Annotated in this window: 20 protein-coding genes and 1 pseudogene; 6 read left to right on the top strand and 15 right to left on the bottom strand. The window is 72.0% G+C overall.

Going from position 1 to position 17655, the window contains the following annotated elements; all coding sequences use genetic code 11:
- Positions 1 to 111: 111 nt before the first annotated feature.
- The 3 genes from ACWEQL_RS00155 to ACWEQL_RS00145 form a co-directional block, all read right to left on the bottom strand.
- The gene (locus ACWEQL_RS00155) at positions 112 to 891 is read right to left on the bottom strand and encodes a nucleoside 2-deoxyribosyltransferase (RefSeq protein WP_452147828.1); all 780 of its coding nucleotides are present in this window, start codon (positions 889 to 891) and stop codon (positions 112 to 114) included.
- An 86-nt stretch (positions 892 to 977) separates the two neighbouring features.
- Positions 978 to 1694 (bottom strand): uracil-DNA glycosylase family protein, encoded by a 717-nt coding sequence (locus ACWEQL_RS00150; protein WP_452147827.1) that lies wholly within the window; start codon positions 1692 to 1694, stop codon positions 978 to 980.
- A gap of 131 nt (positions 1695 to 1825) precedes the next feature.
- Entirely contained in the window at positions 1826 to 3085 is a 1260-nt protein-coding gene (locus ACWEQL_RS00145) for a methyltransferase domain-containing protein (RefSeq protein ID WP_452147826.1), read from the bottom strand.
- 205 nt (positions 3086 to 3290) lie between these two features.
- Between ACWEQL_RS00145 and ACWEQL_RS00140 the strand changes: the two genes are divergently transcribed.
- The 6 genes from ACWEQL_RS00140 (at position 3291) to ACWEQL_RS00115 (ending at position 7431) form a co-directional block, all read left to right on the top strand.
- A complete protein-coding gene (locus ACWEQL_RS00140; RefSeq protein WP_452147825.1) occupies positions 3291 to 3542 on the top strand; it encodes a hypothetical protein in 252 nt (83 codons plus the stop codon).
- A gap of 533 nt (positions 3543 to 4075) precedes the next feature.
- A complete protein-coding gene (locus tag ACWEQL_RS00135) occupies positions 4076 to 4222 on the top strand; it encodes a hypothetical protein (RefSeq protein ID WP_452147824.1) in 147 nt (48 codons plus the stop codon).
- Between the two features lie 22 nt (positions 4223 to 4244).
- Positions 4245 to 4403: a hypothetical protein gene (locus tag ACWEQL_RS00130; protein WP_452147823.1), complete on the top strand. Its 159-nt coding sequence runs from the start codon at positions 4245 to 4247 to the stop codon at positions 4401 to 4403.
- The gene (locus ACWEQL_RS00125) at positions 4334 to 4846 is read left to right on the top strand and encodes an HD domain-containing protein (RefSeq protein WP_452147920.1); all 513 of its coding nucleotides are present in this window, start codon (positions 4334 to 4336) and stop codon (positions 4844 to 4846) included. The genes ACWEQL_RS00130 and ACWEQL_RS00125 overlap by 70 nt, the downstream gene beginning before the upstream one ends.
- Before the next feature lie 154 nt (positions 4847 to 5000).
- A complete protein-coding gene (locus tag ACWEQL_RS00120; RefSeq protein ID WP_452147822.1) occupies positions 5001 to 5897 on the top strand; it encodes a glycosyltransferase family 2 protein in 897 nt (298 codons plus the stop codon).
- A gap of 166 nt (positions 5898 to 6063) precedes the next feature.
- Positions 6064 to 7431: a tetratricopeptide repeat protein gene (locus ACWEQL_RS00115; protein ID WP_452147821.1), complete on the top strand. Its 1368-nt coding sequence runs from the start codon at positions 6064 to 6066 to the stop codon at positions 7429 to 7431.
- A gap of 26 nt (positions 7432 to 7457) precedes the next feature.
- Here the strand turns inward: ACWEQL_RS00115 and ACWEQL_RS00110 are convergent, their stop codons facing one another.
- The 12 genes and pseudogenes from ACWEQL_RS00110 to ACWEQL_RS00055 all read right to left on the bottom strand — a co-directional run bounded on the left by ACWEQL_RS00110 (position 7458) and on the right by ACWEQL_RS00055 (position 17578).
- Positions 7458 to 8477, bottom strand: a complete 1020-nt coding sequence (locus tag ACWEQL_RS00110; protein ID WP_452147820.1) for a sporulation protein — start codon at positions 8475 to 8477, stop codon at positions 7458 to 7460.
- 457 nt (positions 8478 to 8934) lie between these two features.
- Positions 8935 to 9924, bottom strand: a complete 990-nt coding sequence (locus ACWEQL_RS00105) for a hypothetical protein (RefSeq protein ID WP_452147819.1) — start codon at positions 9922 to 9924, stop codon at positions 8935 to 8937.
- 288 nt (positions 9925 to 10212) lie between these two features.
- Entirely contained in the window at positions 10213 to 10710 is a 498-nt protein-coding gene (locus ACWEQL_RS00100; protein WP_452147818.1) for a helix-turn-helix transcriptional regulator, read from the bottom strand.
- A gap of 26 nt (positions 10711 to 10736) precedes the next feature.
- Entirely contained in the window at positions 10737 to 10865 is a 129-nt protein-coding gene (locus ACWEQL_RS00095; RefSeq protein WP_452147817.1) for a hypothetical protein, read from the bottom strand.
- Positions 10862 to 11059: a hypothetical protein gene (locus ACWEQL_RS00090; protein ID WP_452147816.1), complete on the bottom strand. Its 198-nt coding sequence runs from the start codon at positions 11057 to 11059 to the stop codon at positions 10862 to 10864. Before ACWEQL_RS00090 ends, ACWEQL_RS00095 begins: the two co-directional genes overlap by 4 nt.
- 352 nt (positions 11060 to 11411) lie before the next feature.
- Positions 11412 to 13334, bottom strand: coding sequence for a glycoside hydrolase family 15 protein (locus ACWEQL_RS00085; RefSeq protein ID WP_452147815.1), 1923 nt, complete (start codon positions 13332 to 13334; stop codon positions 11412 to 11414).
- Between the two features lie 114 nt (positions 13335 to 13448).
- Entirely contained in the window at positions 13449 to 14102 is a 654-nt protein-coding gene (locus ACWEQL_RS00080; protein ID WP_452147814.1) for a hypothetical protein, read from the bottom strand.
- Positions 14099 to 15004, bottom strand: coding sequence for an SAM-dependent methyltransferase (locus tag ACWEQL_RS00075; RefSeq protein ID WP_452147813.1), 906 nt, complete (start codon positions 15002 to 15004; stop codon positions 14099 to 14101). The genes ACWEQL_RS00080 and ACWEQL_RS00075 overlap by 4 nt, the downstream gene beginning before the upstream one ends.
- A pseudogene (locus ACWEQL_RS00070) lies at positions 15001 to 15195 on the bottom strand (DUF5999 family protein); the annotation flags it as partial. The pseudogene ACWEQL_RS00070 and the gene ACWEQL_RS00075, both read right to left, overlap by 4 nt.
- Positions 15196 to 15684: 489 nt before the next feature.
- A complete protein-coding gene (locus tag ACWEQL_RS00065) occupies positions 15685 to 16077 on the bottom strand; it encodes a roadblock/LC7 domain-containing protein (RefSeq protein ID WP_452147812.1) in 393 nt (130 codons plus the stop codon).
- A gap of 23 nt (positions 16078 to 16100) precedes the next feature.
- Positions 16101 to 17051: an ATP-binding protein gene (locus ACWEQL_RS00060; protein ID WP_452147811.1), complete on the bottom strand. Its 951-nt coding sequence runs from the start codon at positions 17049 to 17051 to the stop codon at positions 16101 to 16103.
- Positions 17048 to 17578 carry a hypothetical protein gene (locus ACWEQL_RS00055; RefSeq protein ID WP_452147810.1) on the bottom strand — a complete coding sequence of 177 codons (531 nt, stop codon included), beginning with the start codon at positions 17576 to 17578 and terminating at the stop codon, positions 17048 to 17050. Before ACWEQL_RS00055 ends, ACWEQL_RS00060 begins: the two co-directional genes overlap by 4 nt.
- Between the last annotated feature and the right edge of the window lie 77 nt (positions 17579 to 17655).

Raw genomic sequence — 17655 nt, 5'->3', positions numbered from 1 at the left:
GGCGGAGGAGGCGGAGACCTACTCCCGGGGCTGCGCCGGCCGGGGCATCGCTGGGTTCCGGCCGGGAGGGGAGAGAACGGGGCGGGATGCCGCAGCGCTCGGCGGGAGCGCTCAGGCTCCGAGGCCGACCTCGCAAGGGAACAGGATGGAGACGCCCTGGGGCTCCTCGGTGAAGATGACCCTCTTGGAGATCGCGGCCATGAAGCCGAGCTCGAAGATCGTGCCCTTGCCGACGGGCCCGCCGGGGTTGCAGACGACAACGGCGTCGGCTCGCCGGAACGCGTCCATGTGCACGCACTTGTGCCGCCACGTGTCGCGCTCGTTCTTCAGGAGGTCCTGGTACTCGAAGAGGATGAAGTCGGTGCCCGCGGTCTCCGGCTTGATCCTGGTGCTCAGCGGGCTGAGCACGTCGGTGCCGCGCTCGCGCAGACGGGCGACGGTGTCCTCGATGTCCCCGAGGGACTGCTGGAAGCTGCCGCAGACGACAGCCGTCCGGAACTCCCGCCGGATCACGCCTTCCATCATGTCGTTCGAGCCGCACGCGGACATGCCTGCCCTCAGGTAGAACCGCTGCAGCTCGGGCCCGACGATGTTGAAATAGAGGCCGGTGTCGACGTAGACGCTGGTGACCAGCACGTCCGCGTCCGCCTGCGGGAGCTGCTGGAACGCCCCGGTGGCGTACAGCCGGGTTCCCTTGTTGTCGACGACCTCCTGGAACTCCTTGAGGCCGGCGCAGAACTCGCCGACTCGCTCGGCCAGCGCCTCGGGGGCGAGGCTGCCGTCGATGGCGAGCTGCTCCCTGTCGAGCAGTTCCAACTCGCCGCTCCGGGAGCGGAAAACGCTCACGCGGTCCGCGTCGAAGTGGACCAGGACCCTGCCTTCTGCCGCCAATGTACTGCTCTCCTTCTTCTCGTTCCGACGCGTTGGGGTACTACGGCCTCAGCTGAAAGAGGACGGGCGCTCCGGGGGCGTGCCGACTATTCGCCTTGTCCACGGAAGGCCCTGAGGTACTTTTCGGCGTATTCCTCCTCCCTGCCTCGGTTGTACTGGGTGATGAAACGCGGGTGCTCCAAGGGGACGATGCTCTGGAAGAAGCGCTGGCCCTCGTTCACCTTCGTGAGGAACTTGAAGTTCTCGCCGCTGCCGATGCAGTAGCACACCGAGGTGTCGGTTCCGAATGCCAGCTGCCGCTCCAGGGTTTCCACGAGGAAAGGGCGAAGGAGCTCCAGCAGCTGCTTGTTCTCGTAGTAGTTGCAGTTGACCTCTTTCCCCTCGGCCTTCGTTCTCACCAGGCCGAGGGGGCACACAAAACTCATGACGAAGTCGGCGTAGAACCTCTCGCGGCCCCCGTAGCGGCTGATGACGTCGTGCAGGAATCCGGCGGATGGCCGGCTGACCGCGTAGCCGTCGACGTCGACTCCCGTCTCGCTTTCGAGGAGCCTGGCGTCTTCGAACGGGACCCCGGTCACGGCCGTGCCGCGTCGGGCGGGCGAGCTCCCCAGTACCAGGCGGCGCGGCTTGTCGTCGCCGTAGTACTTGCCGTAGAACGCCGTCGTCACCTCCCGGATCCGGTCCCTCTGGGGCCCGTTGAACGGATTGATGACCGCGAACCCGGGAGATGCCTCAAGTGTCGTGCCCGCAAGGCCCTCGTTGAACTGCAGGATCCGATGGGCGACAGTCGTTCGCGCGGCCATTGCAGAAGCCTTTCCTTCACGCCGGCCCCTCGGGGACCGGTTCGGTCGCACCCTGGCTGCCCGCGATTCGGCCTTCCTCCGGAACCGGCGGGACGCCGCAGGCGCGACCGGCTGGAGGGAGGATGGAAACGTCAGGTGGCGACAGCCGTCAGGTAGATCTCAGTAGTTTTCGGGTGGATTTGAACATCTTTGAATCCGGCACGATCGAGTTCCGCGCCGATCAGATCGGCCGTGTCCATCCCGCGGTAGAGATCGACGAATTCAGTGCCGGGGATGATCAGTCCGGGTATGACGCAGCCGCGCTGAGTGTACAGAAACCCGTTGGCCACGGAGACGATGATCGCCGCACCGGGCTTCAGCACCCGGTGTGCCTCCGAGGCAGCTGCGGACGTGTCGAAGAACGACGAGTTGTACGTCCTCAAGGAGACATAGAGATCGAAACTGTCGTCCGGCAGTGCGGACAGGTCTTCGGCACCCGAGACGAGAGTCCTAGACGAGGGAATGCGTCCGCCGATATTCGCAAGGCCGCGTTCCGCGATGTCGACGAAGGTGATCTTCGGGCAGTTCGAGAACAGGGCTGCCGCTTCGACACCGGCGCCGACACCGACGTTGAGGACGTCGACGGCAGGCAGAGGCATCGCGGACGCACTCCTGTAGACCGACATGAAGTCGTCCGCCCACCCCGGGTTGGCGGCACGGGCGTCGACCTCGTAGTCGTAGGAGCCGTACTTCGCGTCGAACGCTTTGGACAGCGCGCCGCCTACAGCGCGATCGGCCTCCTCGCTCCCGATCCCGTACCTCTGGCAGAGGAGAGAAGCGAGCGCACCCCTGCCCCTGTTCGCGTTCACGTCGCTCCGGGAAAGAGCGAACCCCCTCGATCCCAGCCCGGTGGAGACGGCTTCGCTGATGCGGTGCGCGGAGTAATGGGGGTTGCGGTCGATGTTCTGCTCGCTCGCCGCGTAGAAGTCCCGGTTCTGCTCGAGGATCTCCCGCTGCAGGTCGTCGGGGAAGCGGTGTACATGACCCCGTGCGGTGACAGGGTCGTCGTCGAGGTAGCTCGACAGCGCGGGGTCGGGCAGGCCGATGTACACCCTGTCGACGCGCACTTCCTTCAAGAGCTCGGCGAGTTCGAACGACCGGTCTGCGGACAGGGTGTTGACCGTCAGAAACACACTGCGCGCGCTGGATGTCCCGAGCTGGCGCATCTTGCCCCGCAGAGAGCGGTACCAGGATGCGCCGCGCACTTCGCCCTCGAAGGCCGAGCAGATCAGCTCGTTGCTTTCGGAAACGAGCGCGACGCCGACCCGTCGGCCTGACTGCGGCGCCTTCTGCGCGGCCTCAAGGGCATGTCTCATCCAACGAGTACGGTTTGGGCTCATCTGGGCCTCCATTTCTCACCTTGCGCGGCACGCACGGGGGCGTCATCGCTTCTCGGGAACGTGGGCAGGCCGGCTCGGCCCGGGGATGCACGGCACAGCACGGACGCCGTGTCCCTCAAGCGGGGCCCGCCGCGCTCTACCGGCTCGGCTCGCAAGGCCGCGTACGCTGCGCCGACGAACTCGCAGTCCGGTTCGCTGTGCTCAGCCGCTGCGGCCAGTGGCGGCTCTCGTGCGCCAGGCCGGAGGGGTCCGCCACCGCCCACCGGCCGTCGAGGCGCTCGATCCCGACCGGCCCGGCGAGGTGCTGCTCCAGGTGCTGACGCAGCTCGTTGGGGCGGGTACGGCGGTGCTCGGCCTCGGGGGCGGCGGCTCGAAGGAGCAGCGCGAGTGCGGCCGGTTCGTCAACGGCTCGCGGCTACCGCTGGACACCGCGAGGGTGGAATGGTCCATCAAGGCTCCTTGGAGGTGACGGCACTCGAGCGATCGGGAGTCGTGCTTCGTCCCCTGTCGGTCCGGTGCAGGTCCGGTGGGCACACTCCACTGCCGGCCCTGCGGCGATCGACCAGCACCCGGGCGCTCAGGGGAATAAGCACACAACAGATCGGCCCTCGGCGGGAGGCACGTTTGGGGGGCACTTTTCGATGAGGGCGTCCTTCGGCCGGGCCGGGCCGGCCGGGGGTCGGTGCCCACCCTTGCTCCCTCCCTCTCCGGGCAGCATCCGACAGCAGGTTCGAGTGGCCGGAAGCATCTGGCGCCCCTGAGCGGGACGAGATGCGCGGTCGCCCTGACCTGCGAGTTTTCCACAACTACGGCAAGTGACAGCGAGCATGACGGGAACTCACCCGCGGTTCGGGTTTGTGTCACTGCGCGCTGCGGTCGTCCCAGTGAACCCGACACACCGCCCGTCCGGGCAGGGGGCGGAGGGCACGGACACGTTCATCGTGTTCATGATCGAAAAAGGGGTCGCGATAGCCGCCGGCGGACGTACGCGCGGAGGGCGGCGTGACCTCCAACTGCGGCTGGCCTTCGCCCCCCACCGCCCGACAACTGCTCTCCTCGACCGCCGACCTCCTCGGCCTGCGCGCCGTCTCCCCGGTATCGGCACGCGCACTGGAACTGGTCCACTACCGTCTGCAGCAGACGATCTGACGCACCTGCAGGAGCACACGACGTGACCGAACAGACCCACGAACCGCCCACCGAGGCAACCGTCGCTTTCCTGTTCGAGGTCCGGGAGCTGGCCGATCTGCCGCGCACCGGCTGGCGCTACGACGGCGTCCCCCGGCGGCGACCGAGAGCGTTGTCGACCACAGCCACAGCACCGCCGTGATCGACGCCGCTCTGGCGGCGATGGAGGGCGCGGACACCGGCCGCACCGCTCTGCTGTGCGTCCTGCACGACGTGCCCGAGACCCGCACGGGCGACCAGGCACCCGTCACTCGCCGCTACGTCACCGCCTCCGATCCCCGCGCCGTGGCCGCCGACCAGGTCGCCGCCGCGCATCCGGGCGTCCGGGCCGTCGTGCTCGGCGCGATCGCCGAGTTCGAGGACGACGACACCCCCGAGGCCAGGTGCGCCCACGACGCGGACAAGCTCGACTGCTACCTGCAGGGACTGCGCCTGCTGCGCCAAGGGCACCAGGTGGAGGGCAAGGTCCGGCGCTGCCGCGAGGCACTGAGGACCGCTTCCGCTCAGCGTCTGGCTGCTACTGCCGAGACCATGGACCCGGCGCAGTGGCAGCACGGCCTGCTCCGCGTCCCGGCCTCCCGCTGAGCCCCTCCCCGGCGCCGCCCGCGGCGATCATGAACGCGATGAACACACGCGCGATCCCCACCCCCTACCCCCGGCCCGGCACGCGGAGCTTGACTGATGCACACCGGACCGCCCCACCCCTTCCGCCACTTGGCACCCAGCCCCCGGAGCGCTCATGAGCCCCACCGAGACCGCCCCCGCCGCGGTCGATGCCGTCGTCCTGACCATGAACGACCGCCACGAGCAGGTGGCGGCGCTGCGGTCCCTGCTCGCCCAGGAGGGCGTCGACCTGCGCGTGATCGTGGTCGGCAACGGCGTCCAGCCCGAGCACGTCCCCGCCGGCGTGACGATCCTGGCGCTGCCGGAGAACGTGGGCATCCCCGAGGGCCGCAACATCGGCGCCCGGGCGCTGGCGGAAGCCGGCGGCGGTGGCGAGTTCGTGTTCTTCTTCGACAACGACGCCGTCCTGCCCGGCACCGATGTCCTGGCCCGCCTCGTGGAGGAGGCCCGGCGGCACCCCGCGGCCGCCTGGGTCCAGCCCCGGATTGCCGACCCCGACACCGGGGTGACCGTCCGCCGCTGGGTGCCCCGGCTGCGCACCGCGGACCCCGACCGGCCCGGCACCGTCGCGGCGATGGCCGAAGGCGTCGTCCTCGTCCGCCGCCAGGTATTCGAGCAGGTCGGAGGGTGGCCCGGGCACTTCTTCCTCTACCACGAGGGGTTCGACCTGGCACTGCGGTGCTGGAACGCGGGCCTGACTGGCTACTACGCGCCGCAGGTGGTCGTCCACCACCCCGCCAGCGATCCCGCCCGCCACGCCCTCTACCAGCGCCTGGTCGCCCGCAACCGGGTCTGGGTCGCCTACCGGCGCCTACCCGCGCCCCTGGTCCCCGTTTACATCGCCACCTGGGTCGCCATTACCGTGCTGCGGGCCCGGCGAGCACCGCGCACGCTGCTCCCGTGGTTCTCCGGCCTGTGGGAAGGACTGCGCGGCGGCCACGGCGAGCGGAGCCCGATCTCCTGGGCCACCGCGTGGCGCCTGACCCTGGCTGGGCGCCCCCCGGTGGTCTAACCGCGTCCCGCCCCGGTTCCTCCGCCGGGCCACACGCCCCGACAACTCCCCTGTGCGGAAGGTGATGCGGTGCTTTCGCAGAGTCGCGGACCGCGAGTGCGCCGCGGCGCTAGCGTGGTCACCACCGACCGGGTCCGTCGGTGGCGCGACCACCGGGGGGCGGACAGTGGCGACACCCAGAACACCCAACCAGCAGCTGGCCGACGTGATGGACGAGGCCGGCCTCACCCTCGAAGCGCTGGCCCGCGCCACCAGAGCGGTCGCGGCCGAGTCCGGAGTCCGGCTGGGCACGTCCCGCTCGGCCGTCCACGCCTGGGTGAGCTCGGGCGCCGTCCCCGCGGGGAACACCCCCGCCTACGTCGCCGAGGCGCTGTCCAGAAGACTCCGGCGGCCCGTCACGGTCGCCGAGATCGGCCTGGGCGAGGACACGAGCACCGATTTCATGCTCCTGGGCCTCGCGGCCGCCGCAATCGAAACCGGAAGGCTCCTCGTGCACGACCGCCGTGACTTCCTCGCCCTCGGCTTCTCCGCCGCAGGCCTCATCACCCCGCTGGCCCCCGCCCCCCGCACCGCCGCGGCACTGCCCGCCGGCGGCCCGGGACGCCGGATCGGCAGCGGCGAGACCACGGCGGTGCGCCAGTTCACCGCCACCTTCCGGGCCTCCGACGAGCTCCTGGGCGGCGGGCACGGCCTCAGCGTCGCCGGGACCTTCCTGAGTGACGTCGTCGCCCCCATGCTGCACGGCACCTACACCAACGACCGCGCCCGCGCCGACGCCTTCGCGGCCGCCGCCGACCTCGCCACCCTCATCGGCTTCAAGTGCCACGATGCCGGTCGCGAGGGCGCCGCCCAGCACCACTACCGGCTCGCCGTCCGCCTCGCCCGCGAGGCCGACCCCGACGACCGCACCGGACAGGCCGCCTGGGGCATGCGGGCCCTCGTCCACCAGGCCCTCGACCTCGGCCACCACGCAGGCACCGTCGACCTCGCCGACGCCGCACTCGCCCGCACCCGCGGCCGCGTCGACAAGCGCACCGAGGCCCTGCTGCTCATCACCGCCGCCCGCGCCCAGGGCGCCGGCGGCAACCCGAGTGCCGCCTCGGCCCTGATCGACGCCGCCCGGGAGGCCGCCCGCACCGGAACCGACGCACTGCCCTCCTACGCGGCCGCCGCCGGCCCCACCGACGCCGTTGTCGCCTCCCACACCGGCCGCACGCTGACCGAGATGGGCCACCACGCCGCCGCCGAGCGCCACTACCGCGCCGCCCTGGCGGACCGCACCGACCACGCCTACCGCCGCACCCGCGCGCTGACCCTCGCCAACATCGCCCGCGCGGTCGCAGCACAGGATCGCCACGAGGAGGCCGTCGACCTCCTCACCCGCAGTCTCGACCTGATGGACGGCGTGGCCTCCCACCGCACCAGCCGCGAACTTGCTAGCATGCGACCGCAGTTGGCGATGTATGCGCGGTGCAGGATCCGCGGCGCAGCCGACGCCGCACACCGCGTCACCCGCCTGGCCGCAACCTCGTAGAGCGGCCCGGCCACTGGAGCGAACGGTCAGACGGCCGGAGGTAGTTCGGTACGGACCCGGTGGACGACCTCGCGCACCGCGGGCTCGTCCCGCCACCGGCCGAGCCGGCCCACCACGTCGTGCAGGTAGGCATGGGCACGGGGCGAGCGAACCCCACCCAGGATGTCCACCGCACCGTGAGCGTCCGCGAGCGCGGGTTCGAGGTCCCCGTCGATCAGGTGGACGCCGGCCAGTACGGCGCGCCTGATGCCGACCGCCCGGGTGAAGCGCTGCACCGGCATCGCCCCCGCCCGCTCGGCCCACACCATCGCCGCCCGGGTCAGGCCCAAGTCCCGATGCACCTCGACAGCGTCGGTGGCCATCCGCGCGGGGGTCATGTACGAGATCCACCCGGGGTCGTGAGACCCGGGCCGGAGCCCCGACAGCAGGCTCTCGCACAGGGCCAGGGCCGCTCCCGCACCGGGCCCGTCGCCCTGCTTGGCCAGCGCCCGGGCCTCTGCCAGCTTGCAGAACGCCAGAACCCTCGGGGCCGCGTGCCCGCGGCCACGGGCATAGGCGGCGGACGCCATCTCCGCGGCCTGCGCACACCGGCCGGCCAGATACGCGGAGAGGGACATCGTCGCCAGGACGTAGCAGCCCATCTCCACGTCGCCGGCCGCGCGGGCCATCCGCAGCGCCTGGATCAGCAGCCGGTCGGAGGCGGCGCGGTCCCCGGCGTCCATGGCCGCCCAGCCGGCCACCCTGGACAGTTCGGCCAGCGCCGTGTGCAGAGCCTGCCCCGTCGAAGCCGAGTAGGCGCCGTCGAGGAGCGGTCCGGCTCCCCGCAGGCAGTCCATGACCTGGCTGCGGCGCCAAGCACCGCCCCCGAAGCGGGAGTCCGCCGCCTGTGCCTCGGCGGCCGCCGTCCACAGGCGCTCCACGTCCGCCGGACCGACACGCACCGTTCCGGCGCGGGCGGCCGGCTCGTCGGCCGGGTCGGCCAGCCAGCGGAAGGCCGACGTGGTGAAGGACGCTCCCGCCGTCAGCAACAGGTCGCGACGGTCCACATTTCTCCAGCAGTTCACGGCGCCCGCAAGGGCGGCCTCGCGGTCGTGGGGGAAATCCAACCCGCTGTCCGTCCCCGAAACCGGCGGGACGCCCCAACCGGCATCCGAAAGGGTGACGGTCCGGCCGAGGAGGTTGCCGAGCACCTCGACGATGCACTCCTGCGCCGCCCGCCGCGGTGTCGCGCCGCCCAGCCACGCAGCGACGTGGGTGTGGGTGTACGAGGTTCGTCGTCCGGCAGCCGCACCCAGCTCGTTTACCCTGCGCGCGAGCTCCCTGTGGGAGACCTCGCACTCGACGACGAGCGCGCCGAGCCGCGTGTTCGGCGTAGATCGCTGGGATGCCATGGAATGCCCTAACCGGCCGTGATTCGATAGGTGATGCGTTTCCCGACTCTCCTCCGGGTCGCCTCGTCGCAGCCCTCGCGGTTGGGGGCCGCCAGTACAGTGGTGCCGCGCTTCACAGGACGCCGCCGGTTACGGCGACCTCGGTGACCGGTCGGCGATCCGCGGTAGGAAGCTCGAACTCCGCGTGAGCCAGGTGCAAAACGGCCTGCAGTTCGGAGCGCGTAATCGCTGCATGTGGCATCAGCTCCTGGGCCTGGATAGGAGTGGCCAGCAGTCGGATCGGCAGCGGCGCGCACGGCGCCGGCACCAGCGGGCCGAGGACCCGCAGCCGTGCCGCCACGCTGGCCGTCGCTTCGTCGCCTAGAAGGTGGTGCCCGACGACCTCGCGGTCCTGGCTGAGCGTCGCGTGGGCTGTGGCCGCGGCTACCGCGCCCAGCGCCATCGTCGGATCCTCTCCCCCTGCTCCGCCGGGCAGGTCGGTTCGGCCGGTGGCCGGGTCGTGGAGCAGCAGGACCCGGCCGTCCGGCGCGAACAGCCAGCCCCGGACGTGTGTCGGTGTCCCGTCCCAACGCTCGCCGGTCATCCATTTGCCCTCTGCGGCTTGGGTGCGGCTGGCCAGGATGCGGTAGCGGTCGAGCACACCAGGATGGCGGGGCCTGCCGTGGTCAAGCTCGGTGACGGTGTTCTCCACGCGGGCGTGCAGGGCGGCCAGCAGCCGGCGGGCCCACTGCGGGTCAAGGACGCCCAGGTCGCCCGGCGCAATGAACCGCACCTGGCCGCCCGCTTCCAGTTCGGTTGTTCGGGCGGCGGTCGACTCCGCCTCGTAGAGGTGGGCGATCTCCGCACGTCCCGTGCCCGCGGGGGCGGGAGCGGTCCAGTCGACGGCCAGCAGCCGGCCGGGCACCGCCCGGGGTCCATCCGGTCCGAGCAGCGCGCGCACGGCCGCGTCGTGCGGGCTCTCCCCGCTGCTCACGGTCGTGCCGAACGGTTCGAGGTGCTCTCCGGCCGGGCGCAGAGCAACCCGGCCGTCCGGGGCGGTGAGGACCACGACGGTCTCGAAGGAGTGACACCGGTCGGTGTCGGCGGTGGTACGGGTGGGCAAGGAATCATCCTTCATCGAGCAGGGGGAAGGCCGCGCCGTATGGTGGTGGCCGGCGCGTTGGTCACAGGGCTGGGGCTTAGGAAAAGGGTCGTGAGCTGTTGCTTTGCTGACGACTTCCAGCTGTGTGTGTGGGCTCGGAGCTTCGTCTGAGCCGCTACACGTGGGTGCGAAGCGTGCTCTCGCTGGTGCCGAGGCGGTTGCACATCTCGGTCCGTCCAGGCCCCCGCTCAGGGACGCGGTAATGCGCAACGTCGCCCCCGCTGGGCCGGGCTGGCATCAAGTTGGCGGTCACCGGACCGATCCGAGGGGCAGGCGCACGTCCGGGTAGAGCGGGGAGATCGCCGACAGGGATAGGGTGCCGGAGGCGATCGCGGTGAACGCGGCCTGGGGCCGGCGCGGGCAGGCGAGATCGGTCACGGCGTCGGTGAGGTAGCCGCGGACCGTGTCGGATGACAGCTGGAGCTGCTCGGCGATCTGGAAGTCCTCGAGCCCCGAGATGAGCAGCTCCATTGCGGCCCGCTTCCGGGGGGCGAGGTGCAACGGGCCGCGCAGCTCGGGCAGGCCGAGGTCGGCACTGGTGAACAGGCAGTACGCGGCGGCGATCGCGCCAGCCTGCGGCAGGTGCGTTGCGCCGAGGAGGTCGCACACGCGGCCCGGCGCGCCGTTGATCCGCGCCATGGGGATGCCGACCGCTCGCGCCCGGGCCTTGAACGGCCCGGGAGTCAGGACAAGTCGCACCAGCTGCAGGTCGTCCGCGTCGAGGGCGGGCAGCACTGGAAGGACCACGGTAGCCGGAGCCTGGGTGATGGGCGTCACGACCTCACCGCCCGCGAGCTGGAGGGCAGGGCGGTGCTGTCCGGTGCGGTGTGCTGGACGTGCCGCATGTGTTCCGCCCGCACCGGCGGGTGCGCGCCGGTGGGCGATGTCAGGTTGGTGGTCACGTGCTCTCCCTCGGCGTAGCCGGCCGGTCGCCGCCAAGGTAGGCGGCGAGGGTGAGGGCCGGGAAGGTGGGGCGAATCCGGTCGAGGGTCAGCAGACCGGCCGCGATGGCGGCGTAGCCGGCCTGCCCCGGCGTGCGGACACCGAGTTCCCGGGCCCGCCAGTACGCGGTGACGGTGTGCTCCGCAACGCCCATGGCCTTCGCGGTCTGGGCGGCGGTGTGCCCCCGGCAGCGAGCACGAGCGCCTCGGTACGGCGGGCCGAGAGGGGCTGGGGCAGGAGCTGCCCGATTCCTACCTGGTCGGCGCTCAGTAGACGGTGGGCGGCGGCGAGCGCGCCGGTCTGGACCAGGTTCGCCGCGCAGACCAGGCAGCACGCCCGGTCTTCGGCGTCCTTGATGTCCGCAGTGCTCAGCCCGGTGACGGCGAGGCGGGCGCGGCGGCCGCCGGGCAGGATCACGTATCGCAGCAGTGCCAGCTCGGTGGCGTTGAGCAGCGGCGCGGGCGGCATTGCGGCCGCCGGGGCGCCGTCGGAACAGTGTGCGGTGCTCACGCGGCCGCTGCCACGGCGTCCTGGGCGGTGTCCTGCGTGCGCTGACGGGGCAGCGTGATCCCCTCGCCCGTGCTGGGGGCGGCGGAGAGCGTGAGAGCGGCTCCGATCAACGCCCAAAGCGGGAAGCCCTGCGGCAGGTTCCCGAGCGGTCGGCGGTTCCGGGCGTCCCACATCTCGGTGAGCACGCCGTGCGGGGCGCGCAGCGCGAGCAGCCGCTCGAACAAGGTGCGGGCCTCGTCGGCGCGGCCGATGTAGGCGAGCGCTTCGACCAGGTGGAAGGAGCAGGCGAGGAAGGCGCCCTCGTCGTCGGTGAGCCCGTCGACCCGCCCGCTCGGGTCCGGCAGGTAGCGGCGGACGAGCCCCGCGGCGTCGGTGAGGTCCCGCTGGACGGCGTCGATCGTGCCGATCAGCCGCTTGTCGTCGGGAGGCAGAAAGCCGCTGGTGGCCATCAGCAGGACCGCGGCGTCCAGATCGCGGCCGCCGTAGTACTGGGTGAACGCCCGCACCTGGGGGTTGTAGGCGTGCTGAAGGATGTCGGTCTTGATCGCGTCCCGCTCGGCCACCCACCGGGCGACCGTCGAGGTGTTCACGGGCGGGGCGCCGGCCGCCGCGCGGTCCTGCGCCCATTCGACCAGCAGGTGCAGGCCCTGCCAGCACAGCAGCGCAGAGTGGGTGAAGCGCCGCTGCGGCCCGCGGACCTCCCAGATCCCCGCGTCGGGCCTGCGCCAGATGCGCACGATCTCCTCGCCGAGCGCCGCCATGAGGGCATCCACGTCCGTGTCCGCAGGCAGGCCCGCGCGCTCGGCCGCCACCAGCGCCTCGATGACCTCGCCGAAGACGTCGTTCTGCACCTGGTCGGCGGCCGCGTTGCCGGCCCGCACCGGCCGGGAGCCCTCGTAGCCGGGCAGCCAGTCCAACTCCCGCTCCGTCAGCGTCCGCGAACCGTCGAGCCGGTACATGATCGCCAGGTTCTGCACGTCCCCGGCGATGGCACGCAGCAGCCAGCGCCGCCACCGCGCCGCCTCCTCCAGCAGGCCCAGCCGGACCAGGGCCAGGATCGTCAGCGCCGAATCCCTCAGCCAGCACGCCTCGTAGTCCCAGTTCCGTCCCCCGCCGATGTCCTCCGGCACGCTGCGCGTCAACGCCGCCGCCACAGCCCCAGTGCCGCGGATCGTCAGGGCCCGCAGCAGGACGGCGCTGCGCCGCACCGGTTCCTGGTAGGGGCCGTCGTAGGCGAGTTCGGCGGTCCACCGCTGCCAGTCACGTCGGGTGACGTACAGGTCGGTGTCGGCGTCCGGCGGGTTGGCCGCGGTGGGCGTCGGGTGGTCGATGGTCAGTGTCAGTGCGGTCCGCCCGCCTTCGGCGGCGGTGAACCGGGCCGTCCACCGGCCGAAGGCGTCGAGGTAGTGCTCGGGGCCGTCGAGGAGGAGGGTGACAGGTCCGGCGGACAGGCGCACTGCGCGCCGGCCGTCGCCGCGCTCGAGGGTGTCCGAGTGGCCGGGCAGCCGCCCGTCCTCGAATCGGGGGTGGAAGACGGAGTGCACTTCCACGGTGCCGGTGACGCCTTCGACGATCTGGTGGAGGCGGCTGGGAGCACCGTTGAGGGGCTGCGGCGGCATGAAGGAGATGATCCGCACCGTGCCGTGCGGGGTGTCCCACTCCTGGGTGAGGACGAGGTTGTCGCCGTCCCATCGGCTGCGGTCGGCCCGGCCCGCGCTGGCCGGCGCGAGGCTCCACTGCCCGTGCCGCTGGTCACCCAGTAGCCGGGCAAAGTGGAGGGTGCCGCCGATCGCGTCGGCGCCGTACTCGACGGTCCCGCTCGTGCTCAGCAGGACGGCGGTCTTGTTGTCGCTCAGGGGGACGAGTTCTTCCAGCGGGGTACTCGGCGCAGGGACGGGCGGTGCGAAGGTGTTCGGCACGATGGTGGCTGTTCCGTTCGGGTGGGTGGGTGGGAGCGGCCCGGGGCCGGAAGAGGGGGTCGGCGGCCCGGACGGCAGCGGCCGGGGCCGCGGGGATTGCGCAGCCGTGCGGGGTCAGCGGCGGCTGGCGAGTTCGGCGCGAAGGTCCTCTGCGGTCAGCGGGGTGCAGCCGGTGAGGGTGCGCAGGAGGTGGGTCGCGACGACCCAGGGAAGGGCCGGGTCACCCACCTCGAAGTGGCCGCGTGCGGGCGCGGGCCCGTTCGGGTGTGAGGGGAACCGGAGTCCGGCGAATCCCCACACGGGGGCCTCGCGGACCCGTACCAGCAGTGCGCCGTCCAGGGCCCGGCAGTGGGCGGGTGAGGACAGGGCGTGTGGGGCGCACATGGGCGGGTGTTCGACGACGGCGCCCTCCGGCCAGGCGGCATCGAGGGTGCGCGGGCGGCCGCCGGGGGTCGTGGGGCGTGGGAGGAGCCACAGCCCGCCTGCCTCGGTGCGGTCCGCCGGCTCCCCGCACACCCGGCACCTGAGGTGCAGCATCAGGTGGTGCTGGCGGCCGGGGTGGGGGCTGTCCCAGCGCGGCACCCCTGCGGCCTGGCCGGTGCACCGCAGGACGAGCACGCCGTTCACGCGGTCGGACGGCAGCTCGAGGGGGTAGGCGATCCCGGCCGGCCGTCCGTCAGCGCCCGTGCGGGCCGTCAGATTGTTGTCGTACTCCTCCTCGCTCCACCGGGTGATACGCGGAACCGTCAGGATCGGGGCGCCGGTCACCTCGTCCCTCCGGACACCGCCACCGTGCACATGCCGCCCGTGTCGTCGCCCTCCGCCGGCGCCAGGCGCTCCCAGCCGACAAGCAGGGTGTCGACGGCGTCGCGGCCGCGTGGATGCCACGGCAGCCGGGCCTGCCTGAGGAGGTCGGCGACCCGCGCATCCCGGTCGGCTTCGCTGTGGCCGCGATGGCTGAGCAGCAGCACGCTGCCCTTCGGTAGCACCAGGTGCAGTGCGGCGAGCAGCGTTCGGGCCTGTGGGTCGGACAGCTCGTGCAGGACGTCCGCGAGGACGACCGTGACGGGACGCTGCCAGTCCAGGTCCGCGTTCCGGCGCAGTTCCCGCAGCAGGCCGGTTGGTGAGGTCAGGTCGGCGCGCACGTGGCGGATCTGCACCGGGGCGGGTGCGTGGAGCAGCGCCCGGACGTGGGTCATCACCATCGGGTCGGCGTCCACGTACACGATCCGCGCAGACGGGCGGATCGGCAGGATGACGGTGTGGATCGGCGCGAGCGGGCTACCGGCCGCACCGGTCGTCAGGCCGCAGCCAAGATCCACGAACTGGTCGACGCCCCGGGCTGCAGCGGCCGCCACCAGGTCCAGCAGCACCGCCCTGGATGCTGCCGCATCCCGGGCCCAGTGGGGATCGGCCTCGCACAGCCGCTGAACGACGTCCCGGTCGACGGGGAAGGCGTCCTTCCCGCCGAGGAACGCGTTGGAGACCCGGGCCGAGGCGGCGACGTCCGGGCGAAGCCGAGATCGCTGCGCCGGATCCCGCAGCACGACCGCGCCGCGGGCGATCCCGTCTGGTCCCCTGGTCTGTGCGCCGGGCGCCGATATGTGCACCGTCGCCCCGCCGGCCAGGCGTCCCCTGGCGGGGGCTTGGGGAAGATCGGGCCTGGTCACGTCGAACGCTCCTGGCTGGTTGTCCTGGCGGGCTCAAGGATCCGGCCGTCCGGCAGCACGGCACCGCTGTCCTCGAACAGCAGCGTGCCGTTGCACAGCAGGCTCCAGCCCTGTTCGGGGTGGGACGCCACGGCGGTGGCCGCCGGGGCATCCGACGCGCAGGACTCGGGGCACCGCGGGTCATGACTGCAGTGGTCCTCCTCCCGGGCCTGGGCGGCGGGGACGGTGAGCTGGACGCGAAGCACGGCGCTGTCGGCGGAGGGTGTGCGGGTGACGATCGCCAGCTTGCCTTTCGTGCAGGCGCGCACTGTCCACGGCCTGTCGACGCTGTCCTCGGACAGGAGGGGCCGCCCGTCGACCTGGACGTAGCCGGGCATCCGTAACCCCTTCGGCAGGGCCTGGTCGACCAGCACGGCAGCGCCGGGGTGGCCCGGACCGTGGACGGCGACCCAGGCCCCGTCCGGGTAGGTGGTCGTGGATACCGCCACGCCGCAGGACAGGATCTGCATCGTGGTCTGCCCGCTGCCCGTGCGGCCGGTGAGGACGGCGATGACCGGAGCTGTAGTGGTGCTTGTGGGGTTCGGGGTGGTGAGGTGCGGCATCGGACCTCCGGAAGCGGTTGGTAAGGACGGGGAGGGGGATGGTGTGGGGAAGCGGGTGAGGGGCGGGGGCGCGAGCGGCTAGACCACGACGGGATTCCGAAGGTCGAGCCGTCTCGCGAGCTTCGTCAGGACCAGGCCCAGGTCTCCGGGGTCCGTTGCTTCCCCTCCCAGGCCGGCGAGCACGGACCCGGGCGCGGAGGCCACCACCAGCGGGCCCTGCGGGTAGTCGATGAGGATGGTCTGGGGCAGCGCGCCGGGACCGACGAACTCGCCGCCGCTTCTTCCAAGCGCGTACAGGCTGCTCGCCAGCGCGGCCAGGCTGTCGAGGTCGTGTCCGCAGGCGTCGCCTGCGTGAGCGAGCGGGATGCCGTCCGAGCTGACGTGCACAAGGGCGCGCAGGCCCGGGGTTTGCTCGATGGTGGTAAGCAACTCGGCGCTGGAAAGAGAAGGCACTTCAACCTGAGTGGTCATGGTGGTTCGGTTCCTTCCTGGGGTCAGTGAGGTGCGGCCGCGGTGTACGGGTCCGCGTACGCAGCGGGATCGGTCGGGTCGATCAGGAGACGGGCCGGGAGTAGGAGACGGGCTGTCGTTCCCTGGCCGGGAACTGAGTGGATGTCGACACGGAAGTCCGCGCTGATGGCCGCGGCGGCGATGGTGCGCAGTCCCAGGCCGCGCCCGAGGGCGGTCTGGGACGCGGTGTATACGCCGCGGCGCAGTTGGGCGACGGCTTGCGCGCTGGCCAGTGCCGTCGCGCTCAGTCCTGGGCCGGTGTCGGCGACCGTCACGGGGAGGACGCCGTTGTCGATCCTGCCGGTCGCCACCAGCACGGGACTGTGCGCCTCCGGGCCGCAGGCTCGCAGCGCGTTGTCGGCCAGTTCGGCCGTCGCGGCAAGGAGGGGTTCCACTGCGGGCGCGGTGATTAGGTACGGGGCACCGATTTCCAGCTGGACCCGGGAGGCGCCCGGCACCCCGGCGAGCGCGGTAGCGGCGATGTCGCCGATCGGCTCGGGTTCGCGGCACAGGCCCGGCCAGCGTCCGCCGGCCAGTACCACCGCCCGGGTGGCCAGGCGCAGCATCAAAGCGGTCCCCGGTGGCAGGGCCTGGATGCGGGCGACCCCGGCCGGACCGTGCGGCAACTGGGCGGCCAGGACCTCCAGCAGAGGAAGCACGGTCTGGAGGACGTCTTCGGCTGCCGCCCTCCGTGTCCGGTTGAGCGCGGCGGTCAGCTGTCCGATCGCCAGGGCGGTCCCGGGCCGCAGTTGCCTGTCCTCCAGCAGGGGGACGGCACTGCCGGCCTCGACGAGTCGCAGCGCGTGGGGCAGCTCGGTGCGGACGTACTCCTCGACCGCCGATCCTGCTACAGCTGGGACCTCCAGTTCCACGGCGCGGTCGGCCGGCGCCGCAGGTCGCTGACGCCTGCCCCGCATCAGTCCCAGGCGCGTCATGCCGGCACCTCCGACCTGGTCGACCAGCTTTCGGCCACGGCCCCGAGTCGCTGCAGATGCCACGCCGGCACCGACCCGAGGGACACGGCCCGCGAGAGGGCGACGACCAGCGGCCGCCGAGCGTCAGGCCGCGCGCGGGAGGTGATCAACAGCACCGCCTCGCAGGCCTCCGGCCCGATCAGCGCTGCCCCCGGCCATCCGTGCCGAGCGACGACGTCGCACAGAAAGGCCACCGCCGAGTCAGCCGCCTCGGCGGCCTTCTCCCACCACATGTAGCCGCCGCGCCCGGACACCGAGACCTCCGCCGCGTGGATCAGAGCGGCCAGGCGGAGAAACTCGCCCGCGAGCAGCGCTCCAAGCGTCGGCTCGGCACCCGCGTCCCCCACGCCCGGCTGGGCCAGCACGGCTCCGCCTGCCCGAGCGGCCGGCCCCAGCTCGGCAACGGCCGACGCAGGGCGGTACACGGTGGCCCGCCGGTCTGCCGGGCGCGGCGCCGACAGCCGCAGCGATCGAGTCGTCTCAGTCATCGTCCCTCCTGGGTGGCGCGTGTCAGACACGGTGGGCAGTTCATGAGGCCGTCAACTCCCGCTCGGGCCAACCGAAG

The sequence above is a fragment of the Kitasatospora sp. NPDC004240 genome (assembly GCF_053603215.1).
The sequence above is the reverse complement of the archived record's forward strand: the minus strand, read 5'-3'. Positions and strand labels throughout refer to the sequence as shown.

What these genes read in the sequence shown, in the direction of transcription:
- ACWEQL_RS00150 (WP_452147827.1), bottom strand. Translation starts at nt 1,694, where the DNA reads ATGGCCGCGCGAACGACTGTCGCCCATCGGATCCTGCAGTTCAACGAG.
- ACWEQL_RS00145 (WP_452147826.1), bottom strand. Translation starts at nt 3,085, where the DNA reads ATGGAGGCCCAGATGAGCCCAAACCGTACTCGTTGGATGAGACATGCC.
- ACWEQL_RS00120 (WP_452147822.1), top strand. Translation starts at nt 5,001, where the DNA reads ATGAGCCCCACCGAGACCGCCCCCGCCGCGGTCGATGCCGTCGTCCTG.
- ACWEQL_RS00090 (WP_452147816.1), bottom strand. Translation starts at nt 11,059, where the DNA reads ATGGGCGTTGCGGAGCACACCGTCACCGCGTACTGGCGGGCCCGGGAA.
- ACWEQL_RS00065 (WP_452147812.1), bottom strand. Translation starts at nt 16,077, where the DNA reads ATGACCACTCAGGTTGAAGTGCCTTCTCTTTCCAGCGCCGAGTTGCTT.
- ACWEQL_RS00060 (WP_452147811.1), bottom strand. Translation starts at nt 17,051, where the DNA reads ATGACGCGCCTGGGACTGATGCGGGGCAGGCGTCAGCGACCTGCGGCG.
- ACWEQL_RS00055 (WP_452147810.1), bottom strand. Translation starts at nt 17,578, where the DNA reads ATGACTGAGACGACTCGATCGCTGCGGCTGTCGGCGCCGCGCCCGGCA.